General features: G+C 72.0%; 12 protein-coding genes and 1 riboswitch. Of the genes, 6 read left to right on the forward strand and 6 right to left on the reverse strand.

What is annotated here, in order from left to right; genetic code table 11:
- A complete protein-coding gene (locus ACO4JP_RS18075) occupies positions 1 to 1,329 on the reverse strand; it encodes an ABC transporter substrate-binding protein (protein ID WP_425955352.1) in 1,329 nt (442 codons plus the stop codon).
- Between the two features lie 186 nt (positions 1,330 to 1,515).
- On the opposite strand from ACO4JP_RS18075, the gene ACO4JP_RS18080 reads away from it, so the two are divergent.
- Positions 1,516 to 2,538, forward strand: coding sequence for a LacI family DNA-binding transcriptional regulator (locus tag ACO4JP_RS18080; RefSeq protein WP_425957142.1), 1,023 nt, complete (start codon positions 1,516 to 1,518; stop codon positions 2,536 to 2,538).
- A gap of 62 nt (positions 2,539 to 2,600) precedes the next feature.
- Here the strand turns inward: ACO4JP_RS18080 and ACO4JP_RS18085 are convergent, their stop codons facing one another.
- Positions 2,601 to 3,899 carry an extracellular solute-binding protein gene (locus ACO4JP_RS18085; RefSeq protein WP_425955353.1) on the reverse strand — a complete coding sequence of 433 codons (1,299 nt, stop codon included), beginning with the start codon at positions 3,897 to 3,899 and terminating at the stop codon, positions 2,601 to 2,603.
- 153 nt (positions 3,900 to 4,052) lie between these two features.
- Between ACO4JP_RS18085 and ACO4JP_RS18090 the strand changes: the two genes are divergently transcribed.
- The gene (locus tag ACO4JP_RS18090) at positions 4,053 to 5,144 is read left to right on the forward strand and encodes a GNAT family N-acetyltransferase (protein WP_425955354.1); all 1,092 of its coding nucleotides are present in this window, start codon (positions 4,053 to 4,055) and stop codon (positions 5,142 to 5,144) included.
- On the opposite strand, the gene ACO4JP_RS18095 is transcribed toward ACO4JP_RS18090, so the two are convergent.
- A complete protein-coding gene (locus tag ACO4JP_RS18095) occupies positions 5,083 to 5,871 on the reverse strand; it encodes a copper homeostasis protein CutC (RefSeq protein ID WP_425957144.1) in 789 nt (262 codons plus the stop codon). The two genes, ACO4JP_RS18090 and ACO4JP_RS18095, sit on opposite strands and share 62 nt — an antisense overlap.
- A gap of 81 nt (positions 5,872 to 5,952) precedes the next feature.
- Here ACO4JP_RS18095 and pgi point away from each other — a divergent pair, with 81 nt between their 5' ends.
- The 3 genes from pgi (at position 5,953) to ACO4JP_RS18110 (ending at position 10,668) form a co-directional block, all read left to right on the forward strand.
- Positions 5,953 to 7,668, forward strand: coding sequence for a glucose-6-phosphate isomerase (gene pgi / locus ACO4JP_RS18100; RefSeq protein ID WP_425955355.1), 1,716 nt, complete (start codon positions 5,953 to 5,955; stop codon positions 7,666 to 7,668).
- A 275-nt stretch (positions 7,669 to 7,943) separates the two neighbouring features.
- The gene (locus tag ACO4JP_RS18105; protein ID WP_425955356.1) at positions 7,944 to 9,641 is read left to right on the forward strand and encodes a cellulase family glycosylhydrolase; all 1,698 of its coding nucleotides are present in this window, start codon (positions 7,944 to 7,946) and stop codon (positions 9,639 to 9,641) included.
- Between the two features lie 160 nt (positions 9,642 to 9,801).
- Complete coding sequence (locus ACO4JP_RS18110; protein ID WP_425955357.1) at positions 9,802 to 10,668, forward strand: aldo/keto reductase; 867 nt, start codon at positions 9,802 to 9,804, stop codon at positions 10,666 to 10,668.
- A 115-nt stretch (positions 10,669 to 10,783) separates the two neighbouring features.
- Here the strand turns inward: ACO4JP_RS18110 and ACO4JP_RS18115 are convergent, their stop codons facing one another.
- Genes ACO4JP_RS18115 through ACO4JP_RS18125 form a run of 3 tightly spaced genes read right to left on the reverse strand, consistent with a single transcriptional unit; the run spans position 10,784 to position 14,741 of the window.
- On the reverse strand, positions 10,784 to 11,899 hold the full coding sequence (locus tag ACO4JP_RS18115; protein ID WP_425955358.1) for an ABC transporter ATP-binding protein: 1,116 nt from the start codon (positions 11,897 to 11,899) through the stop codon (positions 10,784 to 10,786).
- The gene (locus ACO4JP_RS18120; RefSeq protein WP_425955359.1) at positions 11,899 to 13,617 is read right to left on the reverse strand and encodes an ABC transporter permease; all 1,719 of its coding nucleotides are present in this window, start codon (positions 13,615 to 13,617) and stop codon (positions 11,899 to 11,901) included. Before ACO4JP_RS18120 ends, ACO4JP_RS18115 begins: the two co-directional genes overlap by 1 nt.
- Positions 13,618 to 13,640: 23 nt before the next feature.
- Positions 13,641 to 14,741: a thiamine ABC transporter substrate-binding protein gene (locus ACO4JP_RS18125; protein WP_425955360.1), complete on the reverse strand. Its 1,101-nt coding sequence runs from the start codon at positions 14,739 to 14,741 to the stop codon at positions 13,641 to 13,643.
- Between the two features lie 80 nt (positions 14,742 to 14,821).
- A riboswitch (TPP riboswitch) is annotated at positions 14,822 to 14,925 on the reverse strand.
- 180 nt (positions 14,926 to 15,105) lie between these two features.
- Between ACO4JP_RS18125 and ACO4JP_RS18130 the strand changes: the two genes are divergently transcribed.
- Entirely contained in the window at positions 15,106 to 15,348 is a 243-nt protein-coding gene (locus tag ACO4JP_RS18130) for a DUF4235 domain-containing protein (protein ID WP_425955361.1), read from the forward strand.
- Positions 15,349 to 15,363 lie beyond the last annotated feature (15 nt).

Genomic DNA, 15,363 nt, shown 5'->3' on the forward strand with positions numbered 1-15,363 from the left:
TCACTCCGAAGCGGCTGCGTTGGTGATCGCGTCCACGATCTCCTGCGGGCCAGGGTTGCCGGCGAACACCTGCTGGATGGCGTCGTTCATCGGGTTACCGACGGCCGAGCCGAGGCGGGTGTCCAGGTACAGCTGGACGTTGCCGCCAGCGTCACGGACCGGGATGAGCTGCTTGAGCGTCGCGTTCGAGATGGAGTCGGTCGCGGCCGGGTTGGTCGGCAGACCCATGTCGTTCTTCGCGAAGCCCTTCTGGACCTCGTCGGAGAGCAGGTACTTGGCGAAGTCGACAGCGGCGTCGGGGGCGCTGGTCGAGACCTCCCAGGCGTCACCGCCACCCATCTGGTCCTTCGGGTCGCCGCCCTGGCCCGGGAAGGTCGGGTAGGCGAACCAGCCGAGGAAGCTCGGGACCTTGCCGTCGGCGGTGAGGCCGCTGGCCACGCCGGGCTCCCAGTGACCCGCGAGCTCCATGGCGACCTTGCCGGTCGCGAGGAGGCCGGAGGCCGACGTCGGGCCTTCCTGGGCCTTGGTGGACAGGAAGCCGTCGTTGAACGGCTGCTTGGCCACGAGCTCCTGCAGGTGCTCACCGGCCTTGACGAAGCACGGGTCCGAGTAGTCCTTCGACGAGATCGCCTTCTCGACGGTGTCGAACGGGCACTCGCGGACCACGTTGTAGTACCAGTAGTGCGCCGCCGGCCACTTGTCGCCGGCACCGACCGCGGCGGGGGTGATGCCCGCAGCCTTCAGCTTGTCGATGTAGCCGTAGAACTCGTCGATCGACGGGGCCTGGTTGACGTCGGTGATGCCGGCCTGCGCGAACAGGTCCTTGTTGTACCAGAAGCCGACGAGGCCCATGGAGAACGGCAGCGCGTAGACCTTGCCGTCGACCGTGTACTGGCCGGTGAAGCCCGAGATCTTCGAGATCGTGTCGGAGGCGACGTCGGTCAGGTCGCGCGTGACGCCCGAGCTGACCTCGTTCTTGAGCTCGCCGCCACCACGGGACATGAAGACGTCCGGGATCTGGTCCGGGTCACCGGACTGCAGGGCAGCCGAGAGCTTGGTCAGCATGTCCTCGTGCTGCATGGCGCTGACCTCGACGTGGACGCCGGTCTTCGCCTCGAAGTCCTTGGCAACCTGGTCGTAGTAAGCCTTGCCGTCACCGGTGTTCGAGTTGTGCCACCAGGTGATGGTCTTGGCGTCCGCGTTCGTCGCCGAAGGCGTGCTGCCACCGGCGTCGTTGCTACCGCCCGAGCCGGCACAGCCCGCGGCGAGCAGCGCGATGGTCGCGCCGAGGGCGACGATCGCCGCCCCTCCGCGAATCTTCCTCGTCATCGTGGAAACCCCTTGATTGGTCGTCGTCGACGGGATCGACAGGGAACTCTGTCAACGGGACTGTCGCAGGATCCGGCCTCGAGTGTCAATCGTTGTCGATAACGATTTCGTCTCGTTCGGCCCTGGGTCGGTCACGATTCGGGAACGGCGGGCTACGGTGCCACCGTGAGCACCGACGCCCACCCCATGAACCCTGTGCACACGACCGTCGGTCGCGTGACGATCAACGACGTCGCACGCGCTGCCGGCGTCTCGGTAGCCACCGTGTCGAAGGTCGTCAACGGCCGCTACGGCGTGGCCTCGACGACCGCCGAGCGGGTGCTGGAGGTGGTCGCGCGGCTCGGGTACGAGACGTCCCTCGTCGCGAGCTCGCTCCGGCGCAGCCGCACCAATGTCATCGGCATCCTGCTCGCGGGCTTCGACCCGTTCGCCGCCGAGCTGCTCAAGGGCATCTCTGCCGAGGCCGTCGGCAAGGGCTACGAGCTCCTCGCGTACTCGGGCGCCATCAGCGACGACAACGCGGTGGGCTGGGAGCGCCGGTCGCTCTCGCGGCTCGGCGGGACGCTCATCGACGGCGCCATCCTGCTGACCCCCACGGTGACCCTCCCGACGGCGAGCGTGCCGGTCATCGCGGTCGACCCCCACACGGGCACCGGCGGTCCCTCGACCATCGACTGCGACAACATCGAGGGCGCGCGCGCTGCGACCCGTCACCTCATCGAGCTCGGGCACACACGCATCGCGCACGTGCGCGGCCGCACCGACCTCGAGTCGGCGCGCCTGCGCGAGCAGGGCTACCGCGAGTCGCTCGCGGCCGCGGGCATCCCGTTCGACCCGGAGCTGGTGCGTGACGGCGGCTACCGGGCTGCGTGGGCCACGGACGCGGCCCGCGAGCTGCTGACACTGCCCGACCGGCCCACCGCCGTCTTCGCCGCCAACGACCTCTCGGCGTTCGGTGTCATGGAGGTCGCGCGCGAGCTGGGGTTGCGCATCCCGCACGACCTGTCGATCGTCGGCTTCGACGACATCCCCGAGGCCGCGAGCGCCACCCCGCGCCTGACGACGATCGCGCAGCCCTTGCAGGAGATGGGCGCGCGCGCGGTGAACATGCTGATCGCCCTGCTGGAGGGGCGCGAGACCGAGGCCCACGTGCAGCTCCCTTCCAGCCTGGTGGTGCGCAAGTCGACGGCGCCGCCCCCGGGCGCGTGAGGATCGCCGAGTGACCATCGCGCCGCTCCCCGCCGGTCAGGCGGGGAGCGGCGCGTTCGACGTCAGGACCGTGCCGCCGCGGTGATCGCGTCCACGACCTGCTGCGGGCCGGGCTGGCCCGCGAACATCTGCTGGATGGCGTTGTTCATCGGGTCGCCGATGGCCGAGCCGAGGCGCGTGTCCAGGTACAGCTGGGTCTTGCCACCGGCGTCACGCACGTCGACGAGGTCCCGGAGTGCCGGGTTCTCGATCGCGTCGGTCGCGGCCGGGTTGGTCGGCAGGCCCATGTTGAGGGCGGCGAAGCCCTTCTGGACCTCGTCCGAGAGCAGGTACTTGGCGAGCTCGACGGCCATGTCCGGCGCGGTCGTCGAGACCTCCCAGGCGTCACCGCCACCCATCTGGTCCTTCGGGTCGCCGGCCTCGCCCGGGAAGGTCGGGTAGGCGAACCACTTGAGGAAGCCCGGCGTCTTGCCGTCGTCCGTCAGGCCGCTGGTCACACCAGGCTCCCAGTGGCCCGCGAGCTCCATGGCGACCTGTCCGCGTGCGAGGAGGCCGGAGGCGGACGTCGGGCCCTCCTGGGCGCCCGTGGTCATGAGCCCCTCGTTGAACGGCTGCTTGGCGATGAGCGACTGCAGGTCCTCGCCCGCCTTGAGGAAGCACGGGTCGGAGTAGTCCTTGTCGGCGATGGCGGACTCGACGGTGTCGAACGCGCACTCGCGGACCACGTTGTAGTACCAGTAGTGCGCCGCCGGCCACTTGTCGCCGGCGCCGACGGACAGCGGCGTGATCCCGGCCGCCTTGAGCTTGTCGATGTACCCGTTGAATTCGTCGATCGTCGGCGTCGGGCTGACGTCGGTGATCCCCGCCTTCGCGAACAGGTCGGCGTTGTAGTAGACGCCGACGATGCCCATCGAGAACGGCAGCGCGTACGTCTTGCCGTCGATCGTGTACTGGTCGGTGAACCGCCCGACCTTGGCCAGCTCTTCCTTGGCGACCTTGGTGAGGTCCCTCGTGAAGCCCTGCTTGACCTCGTTCTTGAGCTCGCCGCCGCCGCGCGACATGAAGACGTCGGGGATCTGCTCCGGGTCGTCCGACTTGATGGCCGCGTCGATCCTGGTGAGCATGTCGGCGTGCTCCATCGCCTGGACCTCGACGTTGACACCGGGGTGCAGCTTCTCGAAGTCGGTGGCGACCTTGTCGTAGTAGTCCTTGCCCGAACCGGTCGCGGAGTTGTGCCACCACGTGATGTTCTGCACGTCGTCGAGACCACCGGGCGCGTGGCTCCGGGCACAGCCGGAGGCGAGGGTCGCGATGACCGCACCCAGGGCGACGACCGCCGCCGCACGCATCTTTCTCGTCATTCGAAAACCTCGAGTCGTGTTCGACGGGGATCGACAGGCGCACCTGTCGCGCGTGAGGGTTCCAGCACACGCGGATCGGTGTCAAAACGCCCGTCCCGCACCGCGAGACGAAATCGGCGTGACGTGCGTCTCGGCGGGGCACACGCTGAGAGCATGAGCACCACCGGCTGGCAGGTCGTGGAGGTCGCTCCTGGGGAGGACCCCGACGGCTGGGCGCACCGCGGGCTCGAGCGTGTCTCGCGCGCGGTCACCGTCGAGCGCGACGGCCACGACGACGTCGCGTGGCGCGCGATCGACTCGGCGACGGACCTGGCCCACCAGGAGGACGAGGAGCGGACGCTGCTGCTCGCCGTCGACGACGCCGTCGTCGACGGCTCCCCGGAGTCCGTGCTGGGCTGGGTGCGCGTGGACCGGCAGACGACTGCGAACCAGCACGCCGCCTGGGTCCACGTCGAGGTGCACCCCGGGCACCGCGGCCGCGGCGTGGGCTCGGCGCTGCTCGCCCGCGGGGAGCAGGTCGCGGCGAGGGCGGGCCGAGGCACGCTCCAGGGCGAGGCGTCGTTCGCCGAGGTCGTCGACGGGCCCCAGCTGCCCGCGCCGACGGGCTCGGGCAAGGCGCCGGCCCGGGCGCCGGGGGTGCGGTTCGCGCTCGCGCACGGTTACGAGCTGGTGCAGGTCGACCGCCGGTCGACGCTCGCGACGCCGGTCCCCCCGCAGCGCCTCGACGCGCTCGAGGCCGACGCCGTCCCGCACGCCGACGACTACCGCCTGCATGCCTGGCACGGCGAGCTGCCCGAGCAATGGCTCGACGCGTTCGCACTGCTCGAGACCCGGATGTCGACCGACGCCCCGATGGGCAAGCTCGACTTCCGCGAGGACGTGTGGGACGCCGAGCGGGTGCGGCGCTCGCACACGGCGCTGGCAGAGTCGGGCCACGACTTCGTCATCACCGCCGCCGAGCACGTCGCGACCAGAGAGCTTGCCGCCATGACGATGCTCACCTGGCACCGCGACCCGGATGCGTACGCGTTCCAGTGGGACACCATCGTGCTCAAGCCCCACCGCGGGCGCCGGCTGGGGATGCTCGTCAAGAGCGCGAACCTGCGCCGGCTCGCCGAGCTGCGGCCCGGCACCCTCCGCGTGCACACGTGGAACGCGGAGGAGAACGACCACATGCTCGCGATCAACGTGGCGCTCGGGTTCCGCCCTGCCGGAGGTGCCGCGATGTTCCAGAAGCGCCCCTGAGCGCCGCGGCCGCCGCCGCGACGACGTCGGCGTCCGTGACGTCGTAGCCGCCGTCGCCGCCGCCCGGCCCGCCGTCGCCCGGCACCGGCCGCCGCGCCGACAGGTGCACGGCGTCGACGCCGGCCGCGACCAGCGGCGCGACGTCGCCGGGCCGCACGCCGCCACCGGCCATCAGCTCGACGCCCAGGCCGGCGGCGATCGGCGCGAGCCGAGCGAGCTCTGCGATGCCCCCCGCGGCCGACGGAGCGCCGCCGGAGGTCAGCACCCGGCGCACGTCGGCCCGACGCATCTCGCCGAGGGCCGCGACGCGGTCGCGGGCCATGTCGAAGGCCCGGTGGAACGTGAGCTCGGCCCCGCCGGCAGCGTCGGCGAGAGCGGCGAGCGCGACGTCGTCCACGTCGCCCGACGGCGTCAGCGCCCCGACGACGACGCCGTCCGCCCCGGCGTCGAGCACCGCGCGCACGTCCCGCACCTGGACGCCGACCTCCACGTCGTCGTACACGAACGCGCCAGGACGGGGGCGGACCAGCACGTGGACACCCACGCCCGTGCCCGCGAGCGCGTCGGCGACGGCGGCGACCAGCCCGGCCGACGGCGTGAGGCCGCCCGTCGCGGCGAGCGCGGCGCACAGCTCGATGCGCTGGGCGCCCCCACGCGCGGCGACCAGCGCGCCGGCGACGTCCTGCACCGCGATCTCCAGGGCGACGGAACCGGTGGCGGGGTGGATCACGGCGGGCATCCTCCCTCCGCACGGGCGCGTTGTCCACGAGGCTGCCCACGCCCCCGCGCGCGTCACTAGGTTGGTCCCATGACGACGCCCCCTCCTGTCGACCCGACCACCACCAGCGCCTGGGCCGACCTCACCACCCATCACCAGAGCCTCGACGCCGACCTGCGCGCGTGGTTCGCCGCGGACCCGGAGCGGGCCGAGCGGCTCTCGCTCGAGGCCGGCGAGCTGTTCGTCGACCTGTCGAAGAACCTCGTCACCGACGAGACGCTCGCGCTGCTGGTGCGGCTCGCCCAGGAGGTGAACCTGACCGAGCGCATCGAGGCCATGTTCACCGGCGAGCACATCAACGTCACCGAGGACCGCGCGGTCCTGCACACCGCGCTGCGCCGTGCCCCGGGCACCCAGCCACCGCTGGTCGTGGACGGCCAGGACGTGGACGCTGACGTCGCCGTGGAGCTCGACAAGGTCAGCGCGTTCGCGAACGAGGTCCGCTCGGGCGAGTGGACGGGCGTGACGGGCAAGCGGGTCGAGACGGTCGTCAACATCGGCATCGGCGGCTCGGACCTCGGCCCGGTGATGGTCTACGAGGCGCTGGCCCCGTACCGGCAGGAGGGGTTGACCGTCCGGTTCGTCTCGAACATCGACCCCACCGACGTCGCGCTGAAGACGGCGGACCTCGACCCCGAGACCACGCTGTTCATCGTCGCGTCCAAGACGTTCGGCACGCTCGAAACCCTCACCAACGCCCGCCTCGCGCGAGCCTGGCTGCTCGACGCGCTCGTGGGGCGCGGCGTCGTCAAGGACACGGACGAGGCCCGCCGCGCCGCCGTAGGCAAGCACTTCGTCGCCGTCTCGACCGCGCTCGACAAGGTCGCCGCGTTCGGCATCGACCCGGCCAACGCGTTCGGGTTCTGGGACTGGGTGGGCGGCCGCTACTCGGTCGACTCGGCCATCGGCACGTCCGTGGCGATCGCCATCGGCCCGGAGCGCTTCCGCGACCTCCTGAGCGGCTTCCGTCTCATCGACGGGCACTTCCGCACGACGCCGCTCGAGCGCAACGTGCCCGCCCTCATGGGCCTGCTCAACGTCTGGTACGTCAACTTCCTGGGCGCGGCGACGCACGCCGTCCTGCCCTACGCGCAGCAGCTGCACCGCTTCGCGGCCTACCTGCAGCAGCTCACGATGGAGTCGAACGGCAAGTCGGTGCGCTGGGACGGCACGCCCGTCACCACCGCGACCGGCGAGGTCTTCTGGGGCGAGCCCGGCACGAACGGCCAGCACGCCTTCTACCAGCTCATCCACCAGGGCACGCAGCTCATCCCGGCAGACTTCATCGCCGTCGCCAAGCCGGCGTACCCGCTGGTCGACATCGAGGGCGACGGCGGGGCGGTCCAGGCCGGGGCCGACGTGCACGAGCTGTTCCTCGCGAACTTCTTCGCCCAGACCAAGGCGCTCGCCTTCGGCAAGACGGCGGACGAGGTGCGCGCCGAGGGCACGGCCGAGGCGATCGTCCCGGCCCGCGTCTTCAGCGGCAACCGCCCGACGACGTCGATCCTCGCGCCCGAGCTGACGCCGTCGGTCGTGGGCCAGCTCGTGGCCCTGTATGAGCACATCACCTTCACGCAGGGCATCGTCTGGGGCATCGACTCGTTCGACCAGTGGGGCGTGGAGCTCGGCAAGAAGCTCGCGCTGGAGGTCGCCCCGGCGGTCTCGGGCGACGAGGCCGCGCTGGCCACGCAGGACCCGTCGACGCAGTCGCTGGTGAGGCGCTACCGCGAGCTGCGTCGCTCCTGACCCGCTCTCCGGGTGGTTGAGCCTGTCGCGACCACCCTGCGTTCCGACCGGCGGTGGCCGGGCAGCGTCGAAACCGCTCGCCGATTTCGACGATCCCGGCCACCGCCGTCGACGCCTTCGATGAAACTCCTGGTCAAAGCGGAAGTCCGCCCGTTGCTTGCGCGATGTTCCTCCCCTACGTTCCCCAGGGAAGCGCTGAGACCCACCGTCTTGGCCCGCGGCCCGGCCGCGTCCTCGGGGCATCGTCGCCCCACGGCTCGAGGGAGAGCACCCGCATGTCACGACGCCTGCGGACGAGCGCGACGGCGCTCGTCGCCGCGACGGCGCTAGGGGTCGGCATCGCCGGCCCGGCGGCAGCCGCACCCGACCCCCAGCACAGCAACGCGCCGCTGTCCGCGACCCAGGTGGTTGCCGCGATGCAGCCCGGCTGGAACCTCGGCAACACCTTCGACGCGCTCGGCGCGGACGAGACCGCGTGGGGCAACCCCCGCGTCACGCCCGAGCTGTTCGAGTCGCTCGCGGACAACGGCTTCCACAGCGTCCGCATCCCCGTCACGTGGGGCCAGTTCCAGGGCCCGGCCCCCGACTACACCATCGACCCGGCCGAGCTGGACCGCGTCGAGGAGGTCGTCGACGAGGCGCTCGACGCCGGCCTGTACGTGCTGCTCGACGTGCACCACGACTCGTGGATGTGGGTCAACCAGATGCCCACGCAGCACGACCAGGTGGTGGCCCAGCTCACCGCGGCGTGGCAGCAGGTCGCCGAGCGGTTCCGCGACCACCCGCGACAGCTGCTGCTCGAGAGCCTCAACGAGCCCCAGTTCGCCGGGATCAGCGACGACGCCGCGTACCCGCTGCTCGACGAGCTCAACGTGGACTTCACGCGGACCGTCCGCGCGACCGGCGGCGAGAACGCCGATCGCGTCCTGGTGCTGCCGATGCTGCACACCGACTCCGGCCAGGCTCGCCTCGACTCGCTCGCCCAGACCATCGGCTCCCTGCACGACGCCAACGTCGCCGCGACGTTCCACTACTACGGCTACTGGCCCTTCAGCGTGAACATCGCGGGCGGCTACCGGTACGACGCGACCGCGCAGGCGGACACCGAGGGCGCGTTCGCGCGCGTCCACGACACGCTCGTGGCCCGTGGCATCCCCGTCATCCTCGGCGAGTACGGCCTGCTCGGCTTCGACCGCAGCACGGGCACCATCGAGCGCGGCGAGAAGCTGAAGTTCTTCGAGCACCTCGGCGCGCTGGCCCGCTCGACGGGCGTCACGACGATGCTCTGGGACAACGGCCAGCACCTGGACCGCACGTCGTTCCAGTGGCACGACCCGGAGCTGTTCGCGGCGATCTCCTCGAGCTGGACCACACGGTCCGGCACGGGCTCGACCGACCAGGTGTTCGTCCGCCCGGGCGCCGTGACCGACCAGCAGGTGCAGCTCGACCGGCACGGCAAGCAGGTGACCGGCGTGTGGCTCGCCGGCCGCCGCCTGCACGACGACGAGTACCGCCTCGACGGCGACGTGCTCACCCTGTCGGCGTCGTTCCTGGCCGGCCTCGTGACCGATGGCGCCTACGGCTCGCACGCCTGGGTCGGCGTGAGGTTCAACCAGGGCCTGCCATGGCGCGTGGAGGTCGTTGCGGCGGACGCGCCGACGCTCCAGGCGGCGTCGGGCACCACCGCCGACTTCGCGATCCCGACGGCGTTCCGCGGCGACCGGCTCGCGACCATGGAGGCCCGCTACGCCGACGGGTCGGGCGCCGGCCCGAACTCCTGGACCACGTACAAGGAGTTCGACGCGACGTTCCTTCCGGACGCGGCGGCGGGCGAGATCGTGCTGCGCCCGGCGTTCTTCGCCGAGATCGCCGACGGCGCCCAGGTGCGGCTGACGTTCCACTTCTGGAGCGGCGAGACGGTCGACTACCTGGTCACCAAGTCCGGCGCGACGGTCACGGGCACGCCCGCCTGACACTCCGAGTCCCGGCGGTCGAGCTCGGCGAGACCACGTGCCCCCCGGGGCCGTCTCGGCGGGCTTGACCGCCGGCCCACCCTAGCGACGGCCCTGCGTCTGACAACTCGTCGGTGGCGTAGGGTCGGCGTCGGAACGATTCGACACCGGAAGGACCCCCATGCAGACCCGCACCCTCGGCAACCGTCAGGTCGGCGCGATCGGCCTCGGCGGCATGCCGATGTCCATCGAAGGCCGCCCCGACGAGGCGCGCTCGGTCGCCACGATCCACGCCGCGCTCGACGCCGGCGTGAACCTCATCGACACGGCCGACTCCTACCACCGCGACGCCGGCGAGGTGGGCCACAACGAGGAGCTCTTCGCCCGGGCGCTGCGCTCCTACGGCTCGGACGTCTCCGACGTGCTCGTCGCGACCAAGGGCGGCCACCTGCGCCCCGGCGACGGCTCGTGGACGCAGAACGGCGACCCGGCCTACCTCAAGGACGCCGCGAAGGCGTCAGCGAAGCGGCTCGGCGTCGAGGCGATCGGCTTGTACCAGTTCCACCGGCCCGACCCGCGCGTGCCGTACGCCGACTCGGTGGGCGCGATCCGGGACCTCCTCGACGAGGGCGTCATCGAGATGGCCGGCATCTCCAACGCCAACCCGGACCAGATCCGCGAGGCGCGGTCGATCCTCGGCGGGCGCCTCGTCTCGGTGCAGAACCAGTTCTCGCCGCGCTTCCGCTCGTCGCTCCCCGAGCTCGAGCTGTGCGCCGAGCTCGGCATCGCGTTCCTCCCGTGGAGCCCGCTGGGCGGCATCTCGCTGGCCCGCTCGGGCGAGCTCGGGGACTCGTACGCCCCGTTCCTCCAGGTGGCCGAGGCCCACGGCGTCTCGCCCTTCCAGGTCTGCCTGGCGTGGGAGCTCGCCCTGGCCCCGGTGGTGATCCCGATCCCGGGCGCCTCACGGCCGGAGTCGATCGAGGACTCGGCCGAGGCGGTGTCGCTGACGCTGACCCCGGAGGAGATCGCCCGCCTCTCGGCGGCCTGACGCGCCCCAGCGCCTCTGCCTCCGCGTTCTGCGGAGGCTGCTGCTGCGTGCCGCGCCTCCCTCCCTTTCGGCGTAGCAGTTGCTGGCGCTCTGCACGGCAGAGCGCCAGCAACTGCTACGCCGAAAGGGAGTCGCGCTGAGGCGAGGAGCCGACGAAGGCACAGCCCGCCGCGTCGAGCCCCACCGTGACCGTCGCCCCCGGCGCCGGAGGCGCGACACCGTCGAGCTGCGCGACCAGGCGTTGCGGCCCCGCCCCGAGGTCGACGTCCACGGTCAGCTCCGTGCGCCCCCGCCGGAACGCCCCGGCGACCACGCGAGCACTCCACGACGTGTCAGCCCCACCGCGCGCTCCGGCACCCCCTCGCCCTGACAGGTCTGTGGGAAGCACGCGCAGCCCGTTCGGCCCGACGGCGAGCCAGCCACCGGCATCCGTCGCGTCGGCAGGCCGTGTCCCGCCGTCGTTCGTGGCGCCCGCGGTGCCCCCGGCCACCTCGCGCGGCACGAACGCCTGGTAACCCAGGAACGCCGCCACCGCGCGCGACGCCGGCGCCCGCCACAGCTCCTCGGGCGGCGCGACCTGCAGCAGGTGCCCCGCCTGCATCACCCCCACGCGGTCGGCCACCGTGAACGCCTCGTCGTGGTCGTGCGTCACGAAGACCGCCGTCGTCCCGGTGTCGCGCAGCACGTCGCGCACGTCGACGGCCAGCCGCTCGCGCAGCGCCCGGTCGAGCGCGGAGAACGGCTCGTCCAGCAGCAGAAGCCGCGGGCGCGGGGCAAGCGCCCGTGCGAGAGCAACGCGTTGCCGCTCGCCCCCGGACAGCGTGGACACCGAGCGCCGCCCGTACCTGGCGAGCCCGACGGCGTCCAGCAGCTCGCGCACCCGCTCGCCCCTCTGCGCGCGCGGCACCCGGGCCGTCTCGAGCCCGTAGGCGACGTTGCGCGCGACGTCGCGGTGCGCGAACAGCTGCCCGTCCTGGAACAGCAGCCCGAACCCGCGGCGATGCACCGGCACCCCGGCGAGGTCCTCGCCGTCGAACGCGACGGTCCCGGCCGCGAGGGGCTCGAGGCCGGCCACGGCTCGCAGCAGCGACGACTTTCCGCAACCGCTCGGGCCGAGGAGCGCGAGGATCTCGCCGTCGGCCACGTCGAGGTCGACGCCGGCCACCGCCGTCGTCGCCGTCTCCCCGGAGCCGTAGCGCACGACGGCGCCGCGCACCGAGAGCCCGCCCATCAGAACTCCCCTCCGGCCGCACCGGACGCACGGTCCCCGCGCAGCTGCTCGGCCACCATCATGACGACGGCGGTCAGCACCGCCAGCACGACCGACGCCGCCAGCGCCATGCCGTAGTTCTGCGCGCCCGGCCGGCCGATGAGCCGGAAGATCACCACGGGCAGCGTGGCCGCGTCAGGCCGCGCGAGGAACGCCGTCGCCCCGAACTCGCCGAGCGACACGGCAAACGCGAACCCGACGGCCAGCCCGAGCGAGCGCAGCGCGATCGGCAGGTCGATGTCGCGCAGCACGCGCCCGGGCGCAGCGCCGAGGACCCCGGCCGCGTCCCGCAGCCGCGGGTCTATGGCGCGCAGCACGGGCAGCACGGTCCGCACGACGAGCGGGGTCGCGACCACCGCCTGCGCGATCGGCACCAGCAGCCCGGACGTCCGGAGGTCCACGTTCAGGCCCAGCGGCCGGTCGAGCGTGACGAGGAACCCGAACCCGACCGTCACCGCGGACACGCCGAGCGGCAGCATCACGACGGCGTCGAGGGCACCCACGGCCCGCCGCGCGGCCCGTGCACGCGGCCGCCGCGAGACGACGAGCGCCACGAGGCCGCCGACGACGATCGCGATCGCCGTGGCGATCAGCGCCGTACGCAGCGAGGTCGCCAGCGCCTCCCAGACGGTGACGACCAGCGCGTTGCGGCCGCCCGTGGTGCCGAGCGCCACGTAGTTGTCGAGCCCCCAGGTTCCGTCGGCCGTGCGGAACGACCGGGCCACCAGGACGGCGAGGGGCAGCACGATGAGCCCGCCCACGACCACCACGGTCGCAAGGGCCGCAGCGGCGTCGGGCAGGCTGCGAGGGCTCCACCGGTGCGCGGCGACGTCCTCGTGCTCGAGGTGCAGCGCGCGCTCGCGGCGTGCGCGGGCGCGCCCTGCGACCCAGAGGGCCGCGGTCACGACCACGAGCTGGAGGATGGAGAGGACCGCCGCCGTCCGAAGGTCGAGGAACTGCGTGGTGCGCCGGTAGATCTCGGTCTCGACGGTGTTGTAGCCCGCACCGCCGAGCACCATGACGACGCCGAACGCCGTCGAGCAGAAGAGGAAGACCACGGCGGCGGCCGAGGCGATCGCCGGCGTCAGAGCGGGGAGCGTCACGGTGCGGAACGCACGCGCGGGCGACGCGCCGAGCGCGCGGGCCGCCTGCTCGGCGCGGGGGTCCAGCCGCTCCCACAGCCCACCGACGGTACGCACCACGACGGAGACGTTGAAGAACACCAGCGCGACGACGACGGCCGCGAAGGTCTCCTCGAGCCGGGCGAACCCGAGCAGCCCGCCCTCCTGGAACAGCGCCTTGAACGCGACGCCGACGACGACGGTGGGCAGGACGAACGGCACCGTGACGACGCCGCGCAGCACGGCCCGGCCCGGGAACCGCGTGCGGTAGAGCAGGTACGCGACGGGCATCCCGAGCACCACGGAGCCGACCGAGCCGGCGGTCGCCTGCCCGAGCGTCACGCCGACGAGCCGCCACGTGCGGGTGCTGCCGAGCACGCCCCGCAGCCCGGTGAGATCGATCCCGCCGCCCTCGGCGACGAACCCGCGCCCCACGATCGCGACGAGGGGCCACACGAAGAACACCCCGAGGAACAGCAGCGGCACGGCGACGGCCACCGCCCATCCAGCCGCCGCGGGCGCAATCCTGGGGGCCTTGCGGTGCCTCAGTCCCCCCAAGATTGCACCCACGGTGGTGGACGTCAGCCGACGACCGTCGTCGTCCACTTCTCGATCCAGGCGTCGCGGTTCGCAGTGATGTCGGCCGGCGACACGGCGAACGGCTGGTCCGCCAGCGGGGCGAACGTCGTCCACTCGGCGGGCAGCTCGACCGAGGAGTCGGCCGGGTACATGTACATCTGCCCGGGGATGTCGGCCTGGAACGGCTGCGAGACGAGGAAGTCGATGAGCTTCTTCGCACCGGCCGGGTTCTGGGCACCGTTCAGGATGCCCGCGTACTCGACCTGGCGGAAGCAGGTGCCGAGCAGCGCGCGTGTCGTGGTCGACGAACCGTCCTTGGTCACCGTGTAGGCCGGCGACGTGGAGTACGAGACGACGATCGGGCGCGTACCGCCCTGGCCCGCGCCGGAGAACTCCGCGTAGTAGGCGTCCTCCCACGAGTCGGAGACCTTGACGCCGTTGGCCTTGAGATCGGCCCAGTAGCCGGTCCAGCCCTTGCCGCCGTAGCCGTCGTCGCCGAAGGCGCCGATCGTGGCGAGCAGGAACGCCATGCCCGGCGACGACGATGCCGGGTTCATCGCGACGAGAAGGTTCTTGTACTCGGGCTTCGCGACGTCCTCGAGGGTCTTCGGCTCCGACAGCCCGTGCTTCTCGAACCACGCGATGTCGGTGTTGAGGCAGACGTCGCCGAGGTCGATCGGCGTGAGCGCGCCATTGCCGACGACGTAGGGGTGCGCCGACTTCGACAGCCCCGCGGGCGTGTACGGCTCGAGCGCGCCGGCGTCGACCACCCGGGACGCGAACGTGTTGTCGATGCCGAAGACGACGTCGCCGAGCGGCGAGTCCTTCGTGAGCACCATCTGGTTGGCGAGCGTGCCGGCGTCGCCCATCGGCACCTGCTTCACCGTGAGGCCGCTCTCCTTCTCGAACGCGGCGAGCACGTCCTTCGACACCGCCCAGGAGTCGTGCGTGACGAGGGTGACAGTGCCGGACGCAGCGCTCGCGCTGCTCGCGTCGCCGTGCGCGGAAGCGTTGCCACAGGCAGCCAGCACAGGCAGCAGCCCGACGGCGACGACAGCGGCCGCGGCCCTGCTCGTCCTGGTGCGGCGGGTCGTGGTGGTCATGGTGGTGTTCCTCCTCTGACGTCGAGAAGGGGGCCCGCGCCCGCCGCCTCGAAGCCCGAGGGCGCGACGGACGAGCACAGGGATCGAGAAGCCCGACTTCCTCCACCGGTGCTAACCGGATCAGGTTCGAGGGTCTGCGGTGGTCCGCACTCTCAGCGCCCGCGGCGCTCCCCTGTCGTTCCGTGCCAGCCTACCGCCGCCAGGGTGATGGCTGTGAGCCCCCGACGGCTGGGTGCGTCACAGGCTGGGTGCGTCACAAGTGCCAGGCAGCGGCACGGGCGATACGGTGGTGCGGCACCGAGAGACTCGAGCTGGGAGGACGCACGTGGCCAAGTACGAAGCCCTCGCCGTGAAAGCGGGCGCGATGGTGCTCACGCTCGCGGCCGGATGGCTGGCGCAGCGGGCCGTCGTCATGATCTGGCAGAAGAGCACAGGTCACGCGGCACCGAGGGACCTCGACGACGACCAGATCACGGTGATCCAGGCAGTCGGGTTTGCCGCCCTGTCCGCCGGCGCCGCGGTGCTCGCCCGCCGGATGACGTACAAGGGAACGAACCGCGCCATCGATCACTTCGTCGCGAAGGACCGCTTCGCCGAGGAATCGTGAGCCTGAGATTGTCTG

Source organism: Xylanimonas sp. McL0601, from assembly GCF_049852175.1.
Lineage (GTDB): Bacteria > Actinomycetota > Actinomycetes > Actinomycetales > Cellulomonadaceae > Xylanimonas.

Excerpts from the sequence above, each read along its gene's own strand:
- ACO4JP_RS18075 (WP_425955352.1), bottom strand. The coding sequence starts at position 1,329 with ATGACGAGGAAGATTCGCGGAGGGGCGGCGATCGTCGCCCTCGGCGCG.
- ACO4JP_RS18080 (WP_425957142.1), top strand. The coding sequence starts at position 1,516 with ATGAACCCTGTGCACACGACCGTCGGTCGCGTGACGATCAACGACGTC.
- ACO4JP_RS18125 (WP_425955360.1), bottom strand. The coding sequence starts at position 14,741 with ATGACCACCACGACCCGCCGCACCAGGACGAGCAGGGCCGCGGCCGCT.
- ACO4JP_RS18130 (WP_425955361.1), top strand. The coding sequence starts at position 15,106 with ATGGTGCTCACGCTCGCGGCCGGATGGCTGGCGCAGCGGGCCGTCGTC.
- pgi (WP_425955355.1), top strand. The coding sequence starts at position 5,953 with ATGACGACGCCCCCTCCTGTCGACCCGACCACCACCAGCGCCTGGGCC.
- ACO4JP_RS18110 (WP_425955357.1), top strand. The coding sequence starts at position 9,802 with ATGCAGACCCGCACCCTCGGCAACCGTCAGGTCGGCGCGATCGGCCTC.
- ACO4JP_RS18115 (WP_425955358.1), bottom strand. The coding sequence starts at position 11,899 with ATGGGCGGGCTCTCGGTGCGCGGCGCCGTCGTGCGCTACGGCTCCGGG.
- ACO4JP_RS18090 (WP_425955354.1), top strand. The coding sequence starts at position 4,053 with ATGAGCACCACCGGCTGGCAGGTCGTGGAGGTCGCTCCTGGGGAGGAC.
- ACO4JP_RS18105 (WP_425955356.1), top strand. The coding sequence starts at position 7,944 with ATGTCACGACGCCTGCGGACGAGCGCGACGGCGCTCGTCGCCGCGACG.
- ACO4JP_RS18085 (WP_425955353.1), bottom strand. The coding sequence starts at position 3,899 with ATGACGAGAAAGATGCGTGCGGCGGCGGTCGTCGCCCTGGGTGCGGTC.